This is a genomic window from Frigoribacterium sp. Leaf415 (assembly GCF_001424645.1).
Lineage (GTDB): Bacteria > Actinomycetota > Actinomycetes > Actinomycetales > Microbacteriaceae > Frigoribacterium.
Genome location: NZ_LMQR01000001.1, coordinates 189,480 through 208,933, shown reverse-complemented (window position 1 = coordinate 208,933; position 19,454 = coordinate 189,480). Strand labels below are relative to the sequence as shown.

Annotated in this window: 18 protein-coding genes; 4 read left to right on the top strand and 14 right to left on the bottom strand. The window is 71.5% G+C overall.

Annotated elements, in window-relative coordinates:
- Positions 1 to 37: 37 nt before the first annotated feature.
- The 4 genes from ASG28_RS01025 to chvE form a co-directional block, all read right to left on the bottom strand.
- Complete coding sequence (locus tag ASG28_RS01025) at positions 38 to 1,027, bottom strand: LacI family DNA-binding transcriptional regulator (protein WP_055971028.1); 990 nt, start codon at positions 1,025 to 1,027, stop codon at positions 38 to 40.
- Between the two features lie 158 nt (positions 1,028 to 1,185).
- Positions 1,186 to 2,454, bottom strand: coding sequence for a multiple monosaccharide ABC transporter permease (gene mmsB, locus ASG28_RS01020; protein WP_082059986.1), 1,269 nt, complete (start codon positions 2,452 to 2,454; stop codon positions 1,186 to 1,188).
- The gene (gene mmsA / locus ASG28_RS01015) at positions 2,441 to 3,970 is read right to left on the bottom strand and encodes a multiple monosaccharide ABC transporter ATP-binding protein (RefSeq protein ID WP_199859237.1); all 1,530 of its coding nucleotides are present in this window, start codon (positions 3,968 to 3,970) and stop codon (positions 2,441 to 2,443) included. The genes mmsB and mmsA overlap by 14 nt, the downstream gene beginning before the upstream one ends.
- A 124-nt stretch (positions 3,971 to 4,094) precedes the next feature.
- Positions 4,095 to 5,249, bottom strand: a complete 1,155-nt coding sequence (gene chvE, locus ASG28_RS01010; protein ID WP_043595116.1) for a multiple monosaccharide ABC transporter substrate-binding protein — start codon at positions 5,247 to 5,249, stop codon at positions 4,095 to 4,097.
- A 470-nt stretch (positions 5,250 to 5,719) separates the two neighbouring features.
- Between chvE and ASG28_RS01005 the strand changes: the two genes are divergently transcribed.
- Entirely contained in the window at positions 5,720 to 6,037 is a 318-nt protein-coding gene (locus ASG28_RS01005; protein ID WP_054147479.1) for a hypothetical protein, read from the top strand.
- A 17-nt stretch (positions 6,038 to 6,054) separates the two neighbouring features.
- Here ASG28_RS01005 and ASG28_RS01000 read toward each other — a convergent pair whose 3' ends face one another.
- The 3 genes from ASG28_RS01000 to ASG28_RS00990 form a co-directional block, all read right to left on the bottom strand.
- Positions 6,055 to 7,110, bottom strand: a complete 1,056-nt coding sequence (locus ASG28_RS01000; RefSeq protein WP_082454187.1) for an aldose 1-epimerase family protein — start codon at positions 7,108 to 7,110, stop codon at positions 6,055 to 6,057.
- Positions 7,103 to 8,359 carry an FAD-binding protein gene (locus ASG28_RS00995; protein WP_055971026.1) on the bottom strand — a complete coding sequence of 419 codons (1,257 nt, stop codon included), beginning with the start codon at positions 8,357 to 8,359 and terminating at the stop codon, positions 7,103 to 7,105. The genes ASG28_RS01000 and ASG28_RS00995 overlap by 8 nt, the downstream gene beginning before the upstream one ends.
- Before the next feature lie 143 nt (positions 8,360 to 8,502).
- Positions 8,503 to 9,564, bottom strand: coding sequence for an LLM class flavin-dependent oxidoreductase (locus ASG28_RS00990; protein ID WP_055971024.1), 1,062 nt, complete (start codon positions 9,562 to 9,564; stop codon positions 8,503 to 8,505).
- 239 nt (positions 9,565 to 9,803) lie between these two features.
- On the opposite strand from ASG28_RS00990, the gene ASG28_RS00985 reads away from it, so the two are divergent.
- Positions 9,804 to 10,283 carry a hypothetical protein gene (locus ASG28_RS00985; RefSeq protein WP_055971022.1) on the top strand — a complete coding sequence of 160 codons (480 nt, stop codon included), beginning with the start codon at positions 9,804 to 9,806 and terminating at the stop codon, positions 10,281 to 10,283.
- An 82-nt stretch (positions 10,284 to 10,365) separates the two neighbouring features.
- Here ASG28_RS00985 and ASG28_RS00980 read toward each other — a convergent pair whose 3' ends face one another.
- The 4 genes from ASG28_RS00980 to ASG28_RS00965 form a co-directional block, all read right to left on the bottom strand.
- Positions 10,366 to 11,811 carry an NtaA/DmoA family FMN-dependent monooxygenase gene (locus ASG28_RS00980; RefSeq protein ID WP_235477452.1) on the bottom strand — a complete coding sequence of 482 codons (1,446 nt, stop codon included), beginning with the start codon at positions 11,809 to 11,811 and terminating at the stop codon, positions 10,366 to 10,368.
- Positions 11,812 to 11,989: 178 nt separating this feature from the next.
- Positions 11,990 to 12,625 (bottom strand): hypothetical protein, encoded by a 636-nt coding sequence (locus ASG28_RS00975; protein WP_055971020.1) that lies wholly within the window; start codon positions 12,623 to 12,625, stop codon positions 11,990 to 11,992.
- Positions 12,626 to 12,630: 5 nt separating this feature from the next.
- Complete coding sequence (locus ASG28_RS00970; protein WP_055971018.1) at positions 12,631 to 13,578, bottom strand: aldo/keto reductase; 948 nt, start codon at positions 13,576 to 13,578, stop codon at positions 12,631 to 12,633.
- A 92-nt stretch (positions 13,579 to 13,670) separates the two neighbouring features.
- A complete protein-coding gene (locus ASG28_RS00965) occupies positions 13,671 to 14,645 on the bottom strand; it encodes a D-isomer specific 2-hydroxyacid dehydrogenase family protein (protein WP_082454185.1) in 975 nt (324 codons plus the stop codon).
- Between the two features lie 571 nt (positions 14,646 to 15,216).
- Here ASG28_RS00965 and ASG28_RS00960 point away from each other — a divergent pair.
- On the top strand, positions 15,217 to 16,275 hold the full coding sequence (locus tag ASG28_RS00960; protein WP_054147535.1) for a magnesium and cobalt transport protein CorA: 1,059 nt from the start codon (positions 15,217 to 15,219) through the stop codon (positions 16,273 to 16,275).
- A gap of 163 nt (positions 16,276 to 16,438) precedes the next feature.
- On the opposite strand, the gene ASG28_RS00955 is transcribed toward ASG28_RS00960, so the two are convergent.
- The 3 genes from ASG28_RS00955 to ASG28_RS00945 all read right to left on the bottom strand — a co-directional run bounded on the left by ASG28_RS00955 (position 16,439) and on the right by ASG28_RS00945 (position 18,161).
- Positions 16,439 to 16,879, bottom strand: coding sequence for an OsmC family peroxiredoxin (locus ASG28_RS00955; protein ID WP_054147536.1), 441 nt, complete (start codon positions 16,877 to 16,879; stop codon positions 16,439 to 16,441).
- A gap of 87 nt (positions 16,880 to 16,966) precedes the next feature.
- Entirely contained in the window at positions 16,967 to 17,518 is a 552-nt protein-coding gene (locus ASG28_RS00950) for a MarR family winged helix-turn-helix transcriptional regulator (protein ID WP_082454183.1), read from the bottom strand.
- Positions 17,519 to 17,606: 88 nt separating this feature from the next.
- The gene (locus tag ASG28_RS00945; protein ID WP_082454181.1) at positions 17,607 to 18,161 is read right to left on the bottom strand and encodes a CGNR zinc finger domain-containing protein; all 555 of its coding nucleotides are present in this window, start codon (positions 18,159 to 18,161) and stop codon (positions 17,607 to 17,609) included.
- 92 nt (positions 18,162 to 18,253) lie between these two features.
- Between ASG28_RS00945 and ASG28_RS00940 the strand changes: the two genes are divergently transcribed.
- On the top strand, positions 18,254 to 19,357 hold the full coding sequence (locus tag ASG28_RS00940) for a DMT family transporter (protein ID WP_082454179.1): 1,104 nt from the start codon (positions 18,254 to 18,256) through the stop codon (positions 19,355 to 19,357).
- Positions 19,358 to 19,454 lie beyond the last annotated feature (97 nt).

The window sequence follows — 19,454 nt, the reverse complement described above, 5'->3', positions numbered from 1 at the left end:
GCGACCGTGCAATCTCGCACGGCCGGATCGGAGCCCGTCAGCGGGCGGGGGCCGCCGTCGACCGGCGGACGACCAGTTCGGGGTCGAGCGCCGCCACGGGCGCCTCGTCACCGGCGAGCACGGCCTCGACGGTCGTCATGAGACGGCGTCCCAGCGCCTCGAAGTCCTGCCGCACGGTGGTCAGCGGCGGGACGAAGTGTTCGGCCTCGGGGATGTCGTCGAAGCCGACGATGCTGACGTCGCGCGGCACTTCCCGACCGGCGTCGACGTAGGCGTGCACGACGCCGAGCGCCATCTGGTCGTTGCCGCAGAACACGGCCGTCACGTCGTCGCGCGCGGCGAGCTCCCGGCCGATGCGATGACCCGAGCCCGGCGTCCAGTCGCCGCGGAGCAGCACCGTCGAGTCGACGCCGAGCCGGGCGCAGGCCTCGCGCCAGCCCCGCTCGCGGTCGCGGCCGTCCATCCACCCGTCGGGTCCGGCGACGTGCGCGATGCGACGGTGGCCTAGGGACACGAGGTGCTCGACGGCGGCCTCGGCCCCGGCGGCCTGGTCGAACGACACCGTGTGGTGGCCGTCCTCGGCCTCGCTGTCGGCGGTGACGAGCGGCACCGACACCCCGGAGCGCCGCAGCACCTCGAGCGCCTCGGCGTCGGGCGCGATGAGCACGATGGCCGCCACGTTCTGGCCCACCAGCGAGTCGAGCGCCTGCCGCATGCCCTGCCGGTCGTCGACGTCGAGGGTGGCCATCGACACCTGGTACCCGGCGCGACGGGCGGCGCCGTTGAAGCCGTGCATGGTGCTCGACGGCCCGTAGAACGGGAACCCCGTGCTGATCACGCCGAGCGACTTCGTCTTGCGGCTGGCCAGTGCGCGGGCGGTCAGGCTGGGCCGGTAGTTGAGCTCGTCAATGGCGACGTCGACCTTGGCCTTGGTGGCCGGCCGGACGGTCGGGTCGCCGTTGACGACCCGCGACACGGTCTGGTGCGAGACGCCGGCCGCGGCCGCGACGTCGAAGAGGGTTGCCACGAGGTGATCCTAGTTCGGTTCGGTTTTCGGGACGGCGGCGTCGTGGGCGGCCGGCCCGCGCCTCCTGCGGTCTGGTCGGTGCCCGCCGGGGGCGGGGAGACGAGGAGGCGCGGCTCCCGTGACCGGGAACCGCGCCTCTCGCGGATGGTTGCGACTCGTTACTTGCCGGACGAGGCGGCGCGACGCTTGTTGAAGACGTCGAACGCGACCGCGGCGAGCAGCACGAGGCCCTTGATCAGGGACTGGTACTCGGTGCCGACACCGAGGATCGAGAGGCCGTTGTTCAGGATGCCGATGATCAGACCACCGATGATCGCGCCGGTGACCGTTCCGATGCCACCCGTGACGGCGGCGCCGCCGATGAAGACGGCCGCGATGGCGTCGAGCTCGAATCCAGTTCCAGCGCTGGACGCCGCGAGGTTCAGCTGGGCCGTGAAGACGACTCCGGCGAGGGCGGCGATGACGCCCATGTTGACGAAGAGCAGGAAGGTGACGCGCTTGGTCTTGACACCCGACAGCTCGGCGGCGTGCACGTTGCCGCCGATCGCGTAGACGTGACGACCGAAGACCGAGTTCTTCATCACAGTCGAGTAGACGACGACGAGCACGGCGAGGATGACCAGCACGATCGGGGTGCCCGAGTAGCTCGCGAGCAGGAATCCGACGTACATGACGAGCGCGACGGTGAAGACCAGCTTGGTGACGAACCAGACGAAGGGCTCGTCCTCGAGCTGGTATTTACGACGCGTCGCCCGACCACGGAGGCCGGTGCCGATCAGGGCGACCGAGGCCACAGCGCCGAGGATGAGCGTCAGCGGCTCGTACCCGGTCGTGCCGAACGCCGGCAGGAAGCCCGAACCGATGTCACGGAACCCCTGGGGGAACGACGAGATCTGCGTGCTCTGCAGCGCGATCTGGGCGGCACCACGGAAGGCGAGCATGCCGGCCAGGGTGACGATGAACGCCGGGATGCCGAAGTAGGCGATCCAGAAGCCTTGCCAGGCCCCGACCAGGGCACCGAGCACAAGGCAGAGCACCACGGCGAGCGGCCAGGGCAGGCCCCACTGCGTGATCATCACGCCGGCCATCGCACCGGTGAAGGCGACGATGGACCCGACCGAGAGGTCGATGTGGCCGGCGATGATGACCATCACCATGCCGATGGCCAGGATCAGGATGTAGCTGTTCTGGACCACCAGGTTCGACACGTTGATCGGCGCCAGGGTGATGCCGTTCGTGGTGATCTGGAAGAACAGCACGATCACGATCAGCGCGATGAACAGGCCGATCTGGCGCAGTTGTCCGCCGAGGTACGAGACGGCACCCGTGATCGGGTTGCCACCCGAACCGGACTGCGGCTGACGGGAGGTGGGCGACCCGCCCGTGGGCTTCGGGTCGGTGGCCTGGGTGGGGCTAGGCGCGCTCATTGACGGGGCTCTCTCGTTCGAGGGTCATGTACTTCAGGAGGAATTCGGGGGTCGCCTCGGCGATCGGCACGTCGGCCGTGATGCGCCCCTCCGAGAGGGTGTAGATGCGGTCGCAGATGCCCAGCAGTTCGGGGAGCTCGGACGAGATGACGATGACGCCCTTGCCCGCGTCCGCGAGCTGGTTGATGATCGTGTAGATCTCGTACTTGGCACCGACGTCGATGCCGCGGGTGGGCTCGTCGAGGATCAGCACGTCCGGGTCGGCGTACATCCACTTGGACAGCACGACCTTCTGCTGGTTGCCGCCCGAGAGCTTTCCGGTCACGGCGGCCACGGTGGGCGCCTTGATGTTCATGCTCTTGCGGAAGCGCTCGGCGACGGTGCTCTCTTCGGACCGGTTGACGAAACCCCAGTTCGCGAGCTTGGAGAGCGCCGAACCCGAGACGTTGCGGGTGATGTCGTCGATCAGGTTGAGGCCGTACTTCTTGCGGTCCTCGGTGGCATAGGCGATGCCGGCCGCAATCGCCTTGCTGACGGTCGAGGTGTCGACCTTTTCGCCGCGCTTGTAGACGGTGCCCGAGATGCCGGTGCCGTAGCTCTTGCCGAAGACGCTCATCGCGAGCTCGGTTCGTCCGGCGCCCATCAGCCCGGCGATGCCGACGATCTCGCCGGCCTTCACGCTGAGGTTGGCCTGGTGGATGATCTCGCGCGTCGCGTCGAGGGGGTGGTGGACGGTCCAGTCCTCGATGCGCAGCAGCTCGGCGCCGACCTTCGACTCGTGGGCCGGGTAGCGGCTCTCGAGGTCGCGACCGACCATGCCTTTGATGATGCGATCTTCGGACACTTCGCCGGCGTGCATGTCGAGGGTCTCGATGGTCTTGCCGTCGCGGATGATCGTCACCTTGTCGGCGATCGCCTTGATCTCGTTCAGCTTGTGGCTGATGATGATCGACGTGATGCCCTGGGCCTGCAGGCTCTTGATCAGGTCGAGCAGGTGGGCCGAGTCGTCGTCGTTGAGGGCGGCGGTCGGCTCGTCGAGGATCAAGATCTTCACGCGCTTCGAGAGCGCCTTGGCGATCTCGACCAGCTGCTGCTTGCCGACTCCGATGTCGACCACCTTGGTGATCGGGTTGTCGCGCAGGCCGACGCGGGCCAGCAGACCGGCGGCGTCGAGGTTGGTCTTGTTCCAGTCGATGAAGCCGCCCTTGGACTGCTCGTTGCCGAGGAAGATGTTCTCGGCGATCGACAGGAAGGGGCTGAGAGCGAGCTCTTGGTGGATGATGACGACGCCCGCGGCCTCGGAGTCGTTGATGTTCTTGAAGTCGACGGGCTGACCGTCGAGCAGGATCTGTCCGTCGAACGAGCCGTGCGGGTAGACACCCGAGAGCACCTTCATCAGCGTCGACTTGCCGGCGCCGTTCTCGCCGCAGATCGCGTGGACCTGGCCACGCTCGACCTCGAGCGTGACGTCCTGCAGGGCCTTGACGCCGGGGAACGTCTTGGTGATCTCCCGCATCTCGAGGATCGTGTTCGCCACGTGTTCCTTCTTCCGTGTGTCGGGTGGGTGCCGCTGGGGAGCAGAGAGACGAGGAGGCGCTGGTCGGCGACCGGCGCCTCCTCGGTTCTCGCAGGGGAGGGACCTACTTGAGGTCGGCCTCGGTGTAGTAGCCGCTGTCGATCAGGACCTTCTTGTAGTTGTCCTTGGTGACGATGGTCGGCTGGAAGAGGAAGGTCGGGACGACCTTCTCGCCGTTGTCGTACGTCTTGTCGTCGTTCGTCTCGGGCGTCTTGCCGGTCAGCAGGTCGTCAGCCATCAGCACGGACTGGTCGGCGAGCTGGCGGGTGTCCTTGTAGATCGTCGAGTACTGCTGACCCTCGATGATCGACTTGACCGAGGCGGCCTCGGCGTCCTGGCCGGTGATGACCGGCAGGGCGTCACTGGCGTAGCCAGCGCCCTCGAGGGCCGAGATGATGCCGATCGAGATGCCGTCATAGGGCGAGAGCACGCCGTCGAGCTTGGTGCCGCCCGAGTAGGTCGAGGCGATCAGGTTCTGCATGCGGGCCTTGGCGGTGGCGGGGTCCCACTGCTGCGTCGCGGCCTGCGTGAACTGGTCCTGACCGGAGCCGATCGTCAGCGAGCCGTCTTCGATGTAGGGCTTGAGGGTGTCCATCGCGCCGTTGAAGAAGAAGGTCGCGTTGTTGTCGTCGGGGCTGCCGGCGAAGACCTCGATGGTCTTGGGCGAGGCGCCGTCGACCTTCTTGCCGTCGGCGTCGGCGAGGCCGAGACCGGTCAGCAGGCTGGTGCCCTGGTCGACGCCGACCTTGTAGTTGTCGAACGAGACGTAGTAGTCGACGTTCTCGTTGCCGGTCAGCAGGCGGTCGTACGAGATGACCTTGATGCCGGCCTTGGCGGCCGAGTCGAGCTGGTCGCTGAGCGAGCCACCGTCGATCGAGGCGACGATGAGCACCTTGGCGCCCTTGGTGATCATGTTGCTGATCTGCTGGACCTGCTGGGGGATCTTGTTGTCGGCGTACTCGAGGTCGACCTTGTAGCCCTTGTCTTCCAGGGCACTCTTGACGGCGTCGCCGTCCTTGATCCAGCGCTCGGACACCTTGGTGGGCATCGCGACGCCGACCAGCGCACCGGCGTTGTCGCCGCTGCTGCTGCCGCCGGCGTCACCGCCGCGTCCGCCGCCGCCGCCGGAGCAGGCGGCCAGGGAGAATGCCATGCCGACGGCGACGATGCCGACGAGGAGCTTTTTCTTCACGGTTGTTCCATTCGTGTCAGGTGTCATCTCGACGGCGTCGTCGATGACGGGTGATGGTGCTGTGAGGGGATCTCTGTGGTGCGGGCGCTCGACGGCTCGGGTGGCCGGGGATGCGCCGGGCCGACGGGTGCGCGAGGCCTGCCCGTCGGGGCTGAGGGGGACGTCAGGCTGGGGCGACCGCGAGGAGGCGCGGGGCGGGCGACGTACGGACGGCCGGTCGAGCGGCCGGGCGGCGGAGGGAGGAGCTGTTCACGGTTGACCTCTTCGTCAGGAAACGTGTGGCTGGGGTGTCGCGGAGTGGAGCGGGATGGTCCGTCGCGAGGACGGTCGAGCGCTGACCTGAGAATGTGAGCGCTCACATCGGGTGGTGCTGGGCAATACTGAACGAGGTCCAGGTGCTTGTCAAGTCGGGTCGCGTCCGGCGTGTCGCGGCAGGATTTACACGTTCGCCACACGCCGTTCACGCGCGTGAGCGGTCGTCACGTCACAGTGTGGCCATGATCACCGCGACCGCGACCGTCCACACGGCTCACGACGCCGCCGGCCTGTTCTGGTTGTCGCGTCGCCTCCTGGCCGAGCACCGGGCGGCGCGGGTCGAGGTGGGCCAGTACCTCGTGCAGCTCGCCGATGCCGGGACGGTGCTGCTGACCGAACTGCCCGAGGCGTTGCGGTTCGACGTCGTCGTGCGGGACGAGCTGACCGCACGCCGCACGCGTCGTGCTCTCGAGGCCGCCCTCGAGCGCTGCCTGCCCGGCACGGTCTCGGCCATGACCTGGCAGACCGAGCCCCTCGGGGCCGAGGCCGGCGTGGCCTGAGCCGTCCGCACCGCGTCCTAGAAGGCCGTGATCGTCCAGCTCGCCGTGTGGGCCTCGCCCGGGGCGAGCAGCACGAGGTCGTCGCCCGAGTTGAACGCGTCCGGCGGGCAGGTCATCGGCTCGACGGCCAGGCCGACCCGGTCGTTCTCGGGCTCGGGGCGGTCGGCGGTGTGCACCTGCACCCAGGGCAGCTCGCGACCCCACGACATGGTGACGCCGTGGCCGTCGCGCGCGGTGACCGTGGCGGTGACCCGCGCCTCCTGACCGGGGCCGCCCGCGCCGTCGACGCCGTCGACCGCGGCGAACGCGAGGTCGGTGAAGGCGTGGTCGACGAAGAGGTCGCCGATCGCGTGCCCGTCGCGGAAGTCGAAGCCGTCGCGGTCGCCGACCGGCCGCGTGCCGACGGGCACGAGTCGGTCGTCGGTCACTTCGAGGTAGCTCGCGGCGGGCAGCGTGAACGACCAGTCGTCGACGCGGCCCTCGCCGGCGACGAGGTAGGGGTGGGGTGCGGTGCCGTAGGGGGCGACGCCCGTGCCCGCGTTGCGGGCCGTGACGGTCGTGGTGAGCCCGTCCTCGCCCAGCTCGTAGACGACCGAGAGCGCCAGTCGCCACGGGTAGCCGTCGCTCGGCACGAGCACGAACGAGGCCGAGGCCCGTGCGGCCTGGGCCTGGTCGATCGTCCAGTCGGCCCAGTGCGCCAGGCCGTGCAGGGCGTGCCCGCGTTCGACCTCGTTGAGCGGCAGCTGGTGCTCGACCCCGTCGCGCTCGTAGCGCCCGTCGGTCACGCGGTTGGGCCACGGGGCGAGCAGGGCCCCGCGGAAGCCGGGCCGCACCTCGTCGGCGGCGAACGGCACGACCAGGTCGCGGCCCTCGAACGTGAGGGTGCGCAGCGTGGCGCCGACACCGGCGATCTCGGCCCGGTAGCCATCACGCTCGAGGACGACCTGCGCACCCGAGACCGGCACCGGCGACGTGACGAGCCTCGCGGTCGGCGGCGCACCCGGCGCGGGCTCGACGACGGGGGGCGTGGTGCCGGGCGGCGGCACGGAGGCGACGGGGGTGGGCTCAGACATGCGCGGGCTCTCCGAGGACGGATGCGGACAGGAACGGGTTGCGGAAGCGACCCTCGGGGTCGACCGACTCGACGTGGGCGGCGAAATCGCCGAGACGCGGGAACACCCGGCGCAGCTCGGCGTGCGTGGCGGTCGACACCTTGCCCCAGTGTGGGCGGGCGTCGAACGCGCCGAGCACCCGCTCGATCTCGGGCAGGACGGCGAGCACCTCGTCGGGACGGCGGTGCCAGGTGAAGTGGAAGGCCACGCTCTGACGTCCACCGCTCGGGCTGATCCAGGCGTCGTCGGGGGCGATCGTGCGGATCTCGCTGACCATCAGCACGTCGGCGAAGGTGTGCGCGATGCCCCGCAGCCCCTCGATCGCGGCCGCGGCGTGCTCGGCGGGGATCAGGAACTCGCTCTGGATCTCTTCGCCGGCGCTCGGCGTGAAGTCGAACCGGAAGTGCGGCAGGCGCTCGAGCCAGGGGCCCGCCACACCGCCCTGCTGCGTCACGGCCGCGGTCTCGGCCCCGGGGATCATGTGCGTGGTGGCGTCGGCCCGCACCGCACCGAGGTCGCGGAGGTCGAGACCGACCTCGTCGCCGACCCGGTGCTTCGACCAGACCTGGTCCACCCCGTCGCCGTCGTACCGCGTGAAGAAGCTCAGGCTGTAGGCACCGGCGAGCACGGCGTCGAGGTGCTCGAGCGCGGCCGCCCAGGGCAGGTGCTCGTGGATGGTCTGCTCGACGTCGAAGGTCGGCACGGTGTCGAGCTCGAGGGTCGTGACGACGCCCACGGCGCCGAGCGAGACGACGGAGGCGCCGAACGCGTCGTCACCGCGGCGGACGGTCTCGAGGCTGCCGTCGGCGCGCACGAGCTCGACGGCACGGACGCCCGCCGACAGGGCGGGGTTGCCCACGCCGGAGCCGTGCGTGCCGGTCTGGACCGCACCGGCGACCGAGATGTGCGGCAGCGAGGCGAGGTTGTGCAGGGCGAGGCCGTGACGCTGCAGCTCGGCCGCGAGGGCGGCGTGCGTCGTGCCCGCGCCGACGCGGACCGTGCCGGCGGCCGAGTCGATCTCGACGGGGGTGTCGAGTGCGTCGAGCGAGACGAGGGTGCCGTCGGTGTCGGCGACGCGGTTGAACGAGTGGCGCGAGCCCAGGGCCTTGACGCGACGGCTGCCGGTGACGACGTCACGCAGCTCGTCGAGGCTCGTGGGGCGACGCAGGTCGGTCGTCGAGTACTCGACGTTGGCGGCCCAGTTCTGCATGGAGACTCCTTCGGCTCGGGGTGCTGCGTCGAGTCTAGGCGAGCGGCCTGACGGTGAGTGAGCGCTCACTCGGCTCGCCCGCGCGAGATGTCACGACATGCCGCTCGGCGAAGGAGGTGAGCGGCGGGTCGTGCTGTCTCGGCTCAGACGCTGGCCTGCCAGCCGAGCAGGGGGCCGAGGCGCTCGGCGGCGTCGGTCAGCACCTGCGTGTACTCGGCGAGGCCGAAGTCGAACGGCAGCTCGACGATGAGGTCGTCGACCTCGCGCATCGCGGCGTTCTCGTGGAGCTGCTCGGCGATCCACTCGGACGGGCCGACCAGGTCGCGGTCGAACATCATGCCTCGGGGACCGTGGGCCACGGTGGTGCGGTCGCGACGGGAGGACGCGTAGGCCTCGTACGCCGCACGCTGCTCGGCGGTGGCCGTGTCGGTGGGCAGGACGACCGCGCCCTTGGCGACCCGCGCCTCCTGACCCGAGGGGTGGACCGCGCGGAAGGCGCGGATCTGCTCGAGCTGCGACGCGGCGAAGCGCGTGGGCTCGATCGGCCCGGGCCCACCGGCGAAGCTGACGTTGCTGATCAGCATGCCGAGGCCCTCCCGGCCGGCCCACTCGGCCGACCGCGGGCTGCCCGCGCCGTACCAGACGCGGTCGGCGAGACCGGGGCTCTGCGGCTGCACCCGCCCGGTGTAGACCTCTATGCCCTCGGTGCCCTCGAACGCGCTGACCTGCTCGCCCCGCACGAGCGAGAGGAACTTCTCGACCCGGCCGTACGAGAAGTCCTGGTGGTCGGCGGCGTCGCCGTAGAGGTGCGGGGCGATCTCGTCGTAGCCGCGGGGTTCGCCGACGCTGACGCCGAGCTGCAGTCGGCCGCGCGAGAGCACGTCGACCGTGCCCCAGTCCTCGGCGAGCCGGAACGGGTTCTCCCAGCCGAGCGGCATCACGGCCGTGCCGAGGGTCAGGCGCGAGGTGCGCTGCGCCGCGGCCGAGAGGAACGCGACGGGCGACGAGATGCCGAACTGGAGGTGCCGCGTGCGGGTCCAGCCGCCGTCGAGCCCCAGCGCCTCGGCCCGCTCGAACAGCTCGAGCCCCTGCTCGAGGCCCACGGTCGGATCGTCGCCCTCGAAGGCGCCGATGGTGAGGAAGCCGAGTCGGCGCAACGGCCTCGCGGCGGCGGACGGGGCGGACGACGAGGAGGCGGTGGTCACCGTCCGAGCCTAGCCAGACGACGCGGGGCCCCGGGCCGGTGTCCCCCGGTCCGCGTCCCCCCGCGCGTGTCCCCCGATCCGCGTCCCCCGGACTGGGGACCGCCCCACCCCCGTACTGGGTGGCCGTGCCCTGTTGTCCCCCGGGCCGGGGTGCGGTTCGCTGGACGGAGCCGTTCGAGAGTCACGTCGACGACGACACGACCACGCACGACACCACGACTTCAGGGGAACAGAACACGATGGACACCGCAGAGCCCGACACCGGACGCCCGGGCCCGACCGACCCGTCGGACGCCGCGACCACTCTCGACCCCACCACGACCGTCGGGGCCGCCCCGGCGACGTCGACCCGCCCGGCGCGCCTCCGCCGCGAACGCACCACGCGCCTGCGTCGACCCGCCACCTTCGTGCTGTCCTGGCTCGACCTGCCGAACGACGGCAGCGACCCCACGCTGCCCCTCGGCACCTGCCTCGTCCTCCGCACGGTCGGACGCCCCGCGCGCGACGTGCTCGTCGACCTGCCCGGCGGGCCCGTCCGTGGTCGCGACAAGCTGCGCCCCGGAGCCCCGCTCGGCATCGCGACCCCCGTCGAGCTCGACGCGGTGGTCGCCCTCGGCACCGTCTTCGTCGAGTGGTCGGACGGCCGGGGCGTCAGCCGGACCACGTGGCTCCGCGTCCCACCGGTGCCGGCGCGGTACCGCAGCCCCGCCGCTCACTGACCTCGTCGGTGTGACGACCTGAGCCAGGTCGCCCACCGGAAGGACGCGAGCGGCGCTTCGGGCCGCGCCGCGCCTCCCGGGCTCAGCGGCGGTAGGCCGCCGCCGGGTGTGTCTCGGGCAGCCGGGGCCCACCGCCGGTCAGCCGCTCGCGCAGCGTCTCGCCGGGCACGTACGCCTCGCGCAGTCGACCGCGGCGACGCAGCTCGGGCACGATCAGCTCGACGAAGTCGGTCAGCGTGTCGAACGAGTGGTACTGGCGCAGGTTGATGCCGTCGATTCCCTCGTCGTCGAGCCAGCGCTCGACGGCGTCCGCCACGACCGTCGGGGTGCCGGCGACGAAGAACGTGCCGCCCCAGGCCTCGTCGACCGAGTCGATCAGCTGGCCCACCGTGATGTCGAGCGGCAGTGCGGCGGCTCCCGGGTGGTCGAGCCGTCCCTCGGCCTCGAGCGCCTCGCGCACGGTGCGGTCGCGGGGGTGGGACGGGGCGTCGAACGGGATGCTGCGGTGGATCAGCTTGCCCTGCTCGCTGGCGAACGAGCGGTAGAGCGCGAGTTTCTCGGCGACGACCTCGTCGGTCTCGCCCGTGATGACGCCGGCCTGCACGATGAACGACACGTCGTCGGCGGAGCGCCCGGCCGCGACGGCCGCCTCGCGTGTGGCGGCGCCGACCGCCTTGACGGCGGGACCGCCGGTGAAGACGACCTCGGCGTTGCGGGCCGCCTGCTCGACGCCCTTCGGCGACGCGGTGGCCAGGAAGAGCACGGGCGTGCGCTGCGGAGACGGCTCGCTCAGGTGCGGACCGGCGACCCGGAAGTGCTCGCCGACGTGGTCGATCGCGTGCACCTTCGCGGGGTCGGTGTAGACGCCCGAACCGGGCTCGAGTCCGTCGGCGGTGGGGTCGGCGACGACGGCGTCGTCCTCCCACGAGCCCTCCCACAGCTTGTAGAGCACGTCGAGGTACTCGGCGGCGCGGGCGTAGCGCTCGGCCTTGGGGATCTCGGCGTCGAGGCCGAAGTTGCGCGCGGCGTTCGGCAGGTACGACGTGACGACGTTCCAGCCGACGCGCCCCTTCGTGAGGTGGTCGAGGGTCGACATGCGGCGCGCGAACGCGAACGGCGGCTCGTAGCTGGTCGAGAACGTGATGCCGAAACCGAGGTGCTCGGTCACCGCGGCCATCGCCGGCACGACCATCATCGGGTCGTTGTTCGGCGCCTGGATGCCCTCGAGCAGGGCCGGCGCCGGGCTGTCGCCGAACACGTCGTAGGCACCCAGCACGTCGGCGATGAAGATCGCGTCGAAGCCACCGCGCTCGGCCAGGCGGGCCAGCTCGAGCCAGTACGCCAGGTCCTTGTACTCGCTGCGGTGGTTGTGCGGCAGCCGCCAGAGACCGTGCGTGATGTGCCCGACGCAGTTCATCTCGAAGAGGTTGAGGATCAGTTTCTTCTTCGGGGCGGGGGTCCCGGCGTCGACGGTGGCGGACGGGACGGTGGCGGACGGGACGGGCGCGGGGGTGTCTGCGGTGCTCACGCGTCCTACTGTGCCGCACCGCGCCTCCTCGTCCACCGGGCGGTGACGCCGTGTTGCACTGCGGGAAGGTCCGGGCGGCACCGCACAGCACCGCGTTTCGTGCACGACACCGCGACGAGACGAGGTGCGGTGCACGGAACGCGGTGCAGTGCGGTGCGGTGCGGTGCGGTGCGGCGGGTCAGCGCTCGCGGATCGTGGTCGTCACGTCGACGAGGCTGGGGTCGGCGGGCGCCGAGCCGAAGCCGAACCGCACCGGCGGGTCGAGCGGAGCCAGTGCTCCGAGTGCGCGGCCGTCGAGACGGGCGTCGACCGCGACGATGCGGCGGGCCAGCGTCACGCCGTAGTACTCGCGACGGCCGCCACCGGCCGTGCCCGCCGTGCGGGCACCCCGCACGATCAGACGGGCGACCGGGTCGATCAGCGTGAGCCACCCGGGCCGGGTCGCGAACGCCCGGGGCACGAGCCGCAGCAGCCACCCGAGCGGTGACACGGGCCCGATCTCGAGCGACAGGTCGAGCACGTCGCCGCCCGCGTCGTCCGGGCCTGCCGAGACCCGCAGCGTCCGGTCGACGCCGCGCCACGAGACCGGCTGCACCCGCACCTCGTCGAACGTGTAGGTCGACGAGACGTAGTCGGCGACGGCCTGCGACGGTGCCAGCAAGGTGCGGTGACCGTCGGCGTCCTCGACCATCACGTCGACGAAGCGGCCGAGCGGCGAACGGTTCCACAGCCCGACGACGACGCGCGTGCCGGACTCGGTGCCGAAGCCGGCGATGCGTCCGTGGAACCGCTGGTCGGGGGTCGCGCTGCTCATCGTCGTTACTCGGCCACCCGGGCCGAGACGGTCTCGAGGGCGGCGAGCTCGTCGGCGCTGAGGGCCACGCTCGCGCTGGCCAGCAGCGCGGGCAGCTGCTCGAGGGTGCGGGCGCTGGCGATGGGGGCGACGACGCGGGGCTGGGCCTGCAGCCAGGCGAGGGCGATCGTGGCGATCTCGACCTGGTGGGCGCTCGCGATGTCGCGCAGGGCGGCCACGACCTCGAGCCCCTCGTCGCTGAAGTAGCCCTCGATGTTGCCGCTGCGCGCCCCGGCGATGTCGTCGCGGGTCTGGTACTTGCCGGTCAGGAACCCCGCGGCGAGCGAGAAGTACGGCGTGACGCCGAGCTGGTTCAGGGCGGCGAGCGGAGCCAGGTCGCGCTCGTAGGCCTTCCGGGTCACGAGGTTGTAGTGCGGCTGCAGGGCGACCGGGGCCGCGAAGCCCTCGCGACGGGCGATCTCCACCCACTCGGCGATGCGCTCGGGCGAGAAGTTCGAGATGCCGACGTGCCGCACCTTGCCGGCCTTCTGCAGCGCGTCGAAGGCGCCGAGGGTCTCGGCGAGGTCGTCGCCGGTGTCGAAGTGCGCCCAGTACAGGTCGATGTGGTCGGTCTGCAGGCGGGTGAGCGAGGCGTCGGCGGCGGCCGCGACGTTGGCGGCACCGAGCCCGGGGAACTCGGGGTGCTGGCTGACCTTCGTGCCGAGGACGACCTGGTCACGACGCGAGGCACCGCCCTGGGCGAGCCAGGTGCCGATGACCGTCTCGGACTCGCCGCCCGAGTTGCCGTCGGCCCAGGCCGAGTACACGTCGGCCGTGTCGACGAAGTTGCCGCCGCCGGCGACGAAGGCGTCGAGCACCGAGTGCGACTCGGCCTCGTCGCTGGTCCAGCCGAAGGTGTTGCCGCCGAGGGCGAGGGGGAAGACGTCGAGGTCGGATGTACCGATGAGGGGCATGCGGGGGTTCCTTTCGCGAACGTCGCGTCGGGTCGGCGCGGCGACTACCCAGGTCTAACGCGTCGGGGGTGGGTTCGTTCCCAGGTGGACGATCAGTAGCCCTGCTCGACGTCGACGACGCCCTCGGGGTCGCCGCCCTCGGCGAGCGCCCGGATGTTCGCCTCGACCCGGGCCTGGAACAGCGGCTCGGTCATCGCGTTCGTGTTGGCCTGGTGCGGGGTGATCAGGGCGCGGGGCTCGGTCCACAGCGGGTGGCCGTCGGGCAGCGGCTCGGGGTCGACGACGTCGAGGCCCGCCGCCCCGATCCGCCCCTCGGCGAGCGCCGTGACGAGCGCGTCGGTGTCGACGAGCGGCCCGCGGGCGATGTTGACGAGCACGGCCGTGTCCTTCATGGCGGCGAACTCGTCGGCGCCGAGCAGGCTGCGGGTGCCGCCGGTGAGTGCCGCGGCGACCACGACGACGTCGCTGGTCGGCAGCACCTCGGCCAGGCGGTCGACCGTGATCGTCCGGGCGGCGCCCGGGACGTCCTCGTCGGTGCGGCGCACCATCGTCACCTCGACGTCGAACGGCCGCAGCAGGCGCAGCAGCTCGGTGCCGATGCCGCCGGCCCCGACGATGGTGACGGTCGCCCCGTTCAGCGAGATGCCGCGCTGCTCGCGTTCCCACGAGGAGGCGCGGGCCCTGATCTGCAGGGAGCGCAGGGTCGCCAGCGTCAGCGCGAGGGCGTGCTCGGCCACGGGTGCGCTGTAGGCGCCCTTGGCGCTGGTGAAGGTGAGGCCGTCGCGGGCGGTGGCCTGCATGGTCTCGACGTAGGCGTCGACGCCGGCGCTCGGCAGCTGCACGATGCGGACGCCGGCATGCTGCTCGATCGCGGATCGCAGCTCGGCCTGGTCGACGCGGCCGCCGAGGACGATCATCTCGGTCTCGTCGCCGAGCTCGACCAGGCGGGCGCCGGTCGCGTCCACCGCCCGCTTCGCTGGTTCGACGCCCCAGGCGTCGCCCGACGACCCCTCGGAGTCGGCGGTGGCGGAGGCGGCGGGCAGGACGGTGACGGCGACGGTGCTCATCGATCCACCGTATCGATCAGGTCACGAAAGCGACTCAGGCTCGTGTCCTGGCCGTCCCGGTGGCAGAGTGACGCCGTCTGCAGGTCGCGAAACCCGATCGTGGACGCGGGAGGCACGGGTCAACGGCGACACGCGCCTCCTTCCCTTCGACTCCCCCCGGACGCCCGGCGGCCACCGGTCGACCCCGGGTGCCCGCAGGGGTACGCTGTCCCACGGCCCAGGCGGGCCCACGGCCCCACCGGGCCCGGCGGCAGCACGACGGAAGGCAGGTGAGCGGCGATGGCTGGTGACAGTACTGGCGCCCCGCGGCATCCCTCCGTGGTCGCGCCGTCCGCTCCGCTCGTCTGAGCTGCGGGCCCGACCGACCACGAGCGATGCCCACGGGCACCGACGTCTCCCGTCGACGCACGTCGTCGACGACTCAGCACCCCCGGTGTCGCGTCGTCGCCCGTGTGCGTCGGCCCGGCCCCACCGCACACCCGCCGTCCGCACGGCTGTCGTGACCACCACCCGGCACGACCCCGTCCCTCGACGGACGGTCGTCGCACCACGAACGGCAGGAGCGCAGACCATGGCACTCATCGACAACGGCATCTACGTCGCGGGGCACCGCACCGACAGCCCGGCGAACCTCGACGAGACGTTCGAGCTGCTGCACGAACACCAGGGCATGGCCTGGATCGGCCTCTACCGCGCCGACCCCGACGAGGTGCGCTCGATCGCGCAGGAGTTCGAGCTGCACCCGCTCGCCGTCGAGGACGCGCTCAAGGGTCACCAGCGCGCGAAGCTCGAACGTTTCGGCGAGACCCTCTTCGTCGTGCTGCGCTCGGCCCGCTACCTCGACGCCGAGGAGACGGTCGAGTTCGGCGAGGTGCACGTGTTCGTCGGCCCGGGCTTCGTCATCACGATCCGGCACGCCGAGAACCCCGACCTCGGGCGGGTGCGCCGCCGTCTCGAGTCGAACCCCGAGCTGCTCGCGCTCGGCCCCGAGGCCGTGCTCTACGCCGTGCTCGACCAGGTGGTCGACGGTTACGGCCCGGTCGTGGCCGGCATCGAGAAGGACATCGACGAGATCGAGGACGAACTCTTCGGCGGCGACCCCGAGGTGTCACGCCGCATCTACGAGCTGCTGCGCGAGGTGATCAGCTTCCAGCGCGCGACGAGCCCGCTGCGCGGCATGCTCGAGAACCTGCTGCGCGGGTCGGACAAGTACGGCGTCGACGTCGAGCTGCAGCGCTCGCTGCGCGACGTGCTCGACCACGTGCTGCGCATCGGCGAGCGCGCCGACACCTTCCGCGCGCTGCTCGAGAACGCCCTGACGGTGCACTCGACGCTCGTCACCCAGGCGCAGAACGACGAGATGCGGCGCCTGTCCGAGGCCGGGCTCGCCCAGAACGAGGAGACCCGACGCCTGTCGGAGGTCGGCCTGCAGCAGAACGACGAGGTCAAGAAGATCTCGGGCTGGGCGGCCATCCTGTTCGCCCCGACCCTGGTCGGCGGCGTCTACGGCATGAACTTCGACAACATGCCCGAGCTCCACTGGCAGTTCGGCTACCCGATGGCGGTCGCCGCGATGGTCGCCGTCGGCGCGAGCATCTGGGGCGTCTTCAAGTGGAAGAAGTGGCTCTGACGCGGTCGGAGTGCTGACGCTGTCGGGCCGGTCGAGCCGTCGGGCCGGTCGCGCCGTCGGGCCGGTCGCGCCGTCGGGCCGGTGACGCGGAGAACGCAGGAGGCGCGGGTCGGATGACCCGCGCCTCCCGCGTTCTCGAGGGGTGCGGTGCTGCGGCTCGGGCCTAGGCCTCGAGCGCGGCGTCGAGGGTGATCTCGACGCCGGTCAGGGCCTTCGAGACCGGGCAGGTCTCTTTGGCGTTCTGGGCGGCCTCGAGGAAGGCGGCCTCGTCGATGCCGGAGACCTCGCCGCGGACGGTGAGGGCGATGCCGGTGAGCTTGAAGCCGCCGGCCGAGTCCGGGCCGAGCGAGACGTCGGCCTTGACGTCGAGGGCCTCGACGGTGCCGCCGGCCTGGCCGAGGACGGCCGAGAACTGCATGGCGTAGCAGGCCGAGTGGGCCGCGGCGAGCAGCTCTTCGGGGCTGGTGGCGCCGTTGGCGTCGTCGGCGGCACGCTTCGGGAACGAGACGTCGTAGGTGCCGAGCTTGGAGCTCGACAGTTCGACCTGGCCTTCGCCGGTCTCGAGGCTGCCGTTCCAGGCGGTGCGTGAGGTGCGAGTGGGCATGTGGTGCTCTCTTTCGTGGAGGGGGCCGACGTCGGGGTCGGCGCCGGTCGGGTGTTCGGGAGTGTTCTGGTCGGTCGGTGGTGCGGGTCAGTGGTGCTGGTCTGAGAGGGCCGGCGTCGATGCCGGCGCGCCGGACGGGGCGGCGATCGACGTGGCGGCGGCCGACGCGGCGACGGCGGCGGTGTTCGCCCGGACGGCGGCGGCGAGTGCGGCGATGTCGGCACGCAGGGTCTGCAGGTCGGTCAGCTCGAGACCGGTGGCTCCGCAGATCTGGTCGGCGAAGCCCGCGGCCCGCTCACGGAGCGCGACCCCCGCGCCGGTCAGGGCGACGTCGACCGTGCGCTCGTCGGCGACCGATCGGGTGCGCGTCAGCAGCCCGTGGGCCTCGAGCCGCTTGAGCAGGGGTGACAGCGTGCCCGACTCGAGCTGCAACTGGTGGCCGAGCTCGGAGACGGTCGTCGGGCCGCCCTGCCAGAGGACGAGCAGCACGAGGTACTGCGGGTAGGTGAGGCCGAGCGGGGCGAGCAGGTCGCGGTAGCGGGCCGTGACGGCGCGGGAGGCGTTGTAGAGCGCGAAGCAGATCTGCTCGTCGAGCACGGGCGTCGGGCCCGGGGTCGTCGTGTCGGCTGCTGCGGTCATGTCTGCGACTGTAGCACGTTGTGCACGATTGAGTTGTGCACAACCAATTCGCTGTTCGCCGCCCCGGGCAGACGGCGACGATCCGGCGTCAGTCGGCGTCGGCCTGGCGCTCTCGGAAGGCGATCATGTTGACGCGGTTGCCGCAGCGGACGCTGCAGAATCGCTTCGAGCCGTTGCGCGACAGGTCGACGAAGACCCCGTCGCAGTCGTCCGCCGCACACGCCCGCAGCCGGCCGGTCTCGTCGGTGCGGATCACGTCGACCAGGGCGAGGGCGGACTCGACGCGGATGCGATCGGCGAGGGGCGCGTCGTCGCTCGTCGCGTGCAGGTGCCAGTCGAGGGCGTCGTGCCGCACGAGCCGGGGCGACGAGACGCTGTCGGCCAGCATGCGGTTGACCTCGGCGGCGAGCAGGTCGCGCTCGAGGGTCCAGATGCGCCGCAGCTCGGCCCGGACGCCCTGAACCGAGGCCAGCTCGGCGTCGTCCCGGTCGAAGCGACCTGAGAAGGCGAACGAGTCGAGCAGGGCCTTGAGCTCCGCCCGCGTCGAGAGCTCGTCGTCACCGGTTCGACTCGCCCCGGCACCGGTGTTGACCAGGGCGACGTTGAACTCGAGGACGTCTTCGGTGTCAGGGGCGAAATGCAAGTTGACTCCTTGTCAGAGGCGGTCGTACGCTCGCGACAGAAGCGGCGCGTCACCACCCATTGTGCACGACGGCCCTGACAGAAGGAGTCCTCGTGAGCACCGGTGCGACCACGACCACGTCCACGACGACGCCCCTCACCGCAGGGCGCCCCGCCTCGACCACCGCAGGCCTGCTCGTCGCGCTGCTCGCCGCTGCGTCGTTCGGCTTCTCGGGGCCCTTCGTCAAACCGCTGCTCGAGTCGGGCTGGAGCCCCGTGGCGGCCGTCACCGTCCGAGCCCTGATCGGCGGGGTGGTGCTCGCACCCGTCGCCCTCGTCGCCCTCCGCGGTCGGCTCGGCCCGATCTGGCGGGCCCGCCGGCGCGTGCTCGGCATGGCCGTCATCGGCGTCGCCGGCACCCAGGTCTTCTACTTCGCGGCGGTGGTGCGCATCCCGGTCGGGACCGCAATCCTCGTCGAGTACCTCGCCCCGCTGCTGCTCGTCGGAGTGGCCTGGGCGACCACGCGGCGCGTGCCGCAGGTCGTCGTGCTCGTGGGCTCCGCGATCGCCTTCGCGGGCCTCCTGCTGGTCGTCGCCCCCGGCGGCGGCGTGGCGCTCGACCCCGTCGGGCTCGCCCTGGCCGGGGCTGCCATGGTCTGCTGCGCCGCGTACTTCGTGATCGCCGCCCGGCCCAGCGGCGACCTGCCCCCGGTCGCGCTGGCGGCGTCGGGCCTGCTCGTCGGCGCCGCCCTTCTCGGCCTGCTCGGCCTGACCGGTCTCGTGCCGTTCACGACCTCCGCGGCCGACGTGCCCCTGTTCGACGCGATCGTGCCGTGGTGGGTGCCGATGCTCGTGGTCGGCGTCGTCGCCACGGCCGTCGCCTACGCCACGAGCATCACGGCCAGCAGCATGCTCGGCTCGCGCCTGGCGTCGTTCGTCGGCCTGCTCGAGGTGGCGGCCGCCGCGCTCTACGCCTGGCTGTTGCTCGGCGAGGCCCTCACCCCGCTGCAACTCGGCGGCGGCCTGCTGATCGTCGTCGGCATCGGCTTCGTCCGGGCCGAGCGCACCCGCGAGGCCGTGGTCGTGGCGGACGCCGTGGCCGAGACGCCCCTCGCCGACGCGGTGGCCGCGGCGCCCGCCGCCGACACGCTGCCCGCGGCGTCCGCAGCCGCCTCAGGGAGCCGAGGAGCCATGGCGGACCCGACCCGCGCCTCCTGAACTCCGCCACCGCTTCGAGCCGAGGCTCCGTCGCCGACCCGACCCGCGCCTCTTGAGCCCCCTCGGGTCAGGGCCCGGCTTGCCGCCACGGGCCTTC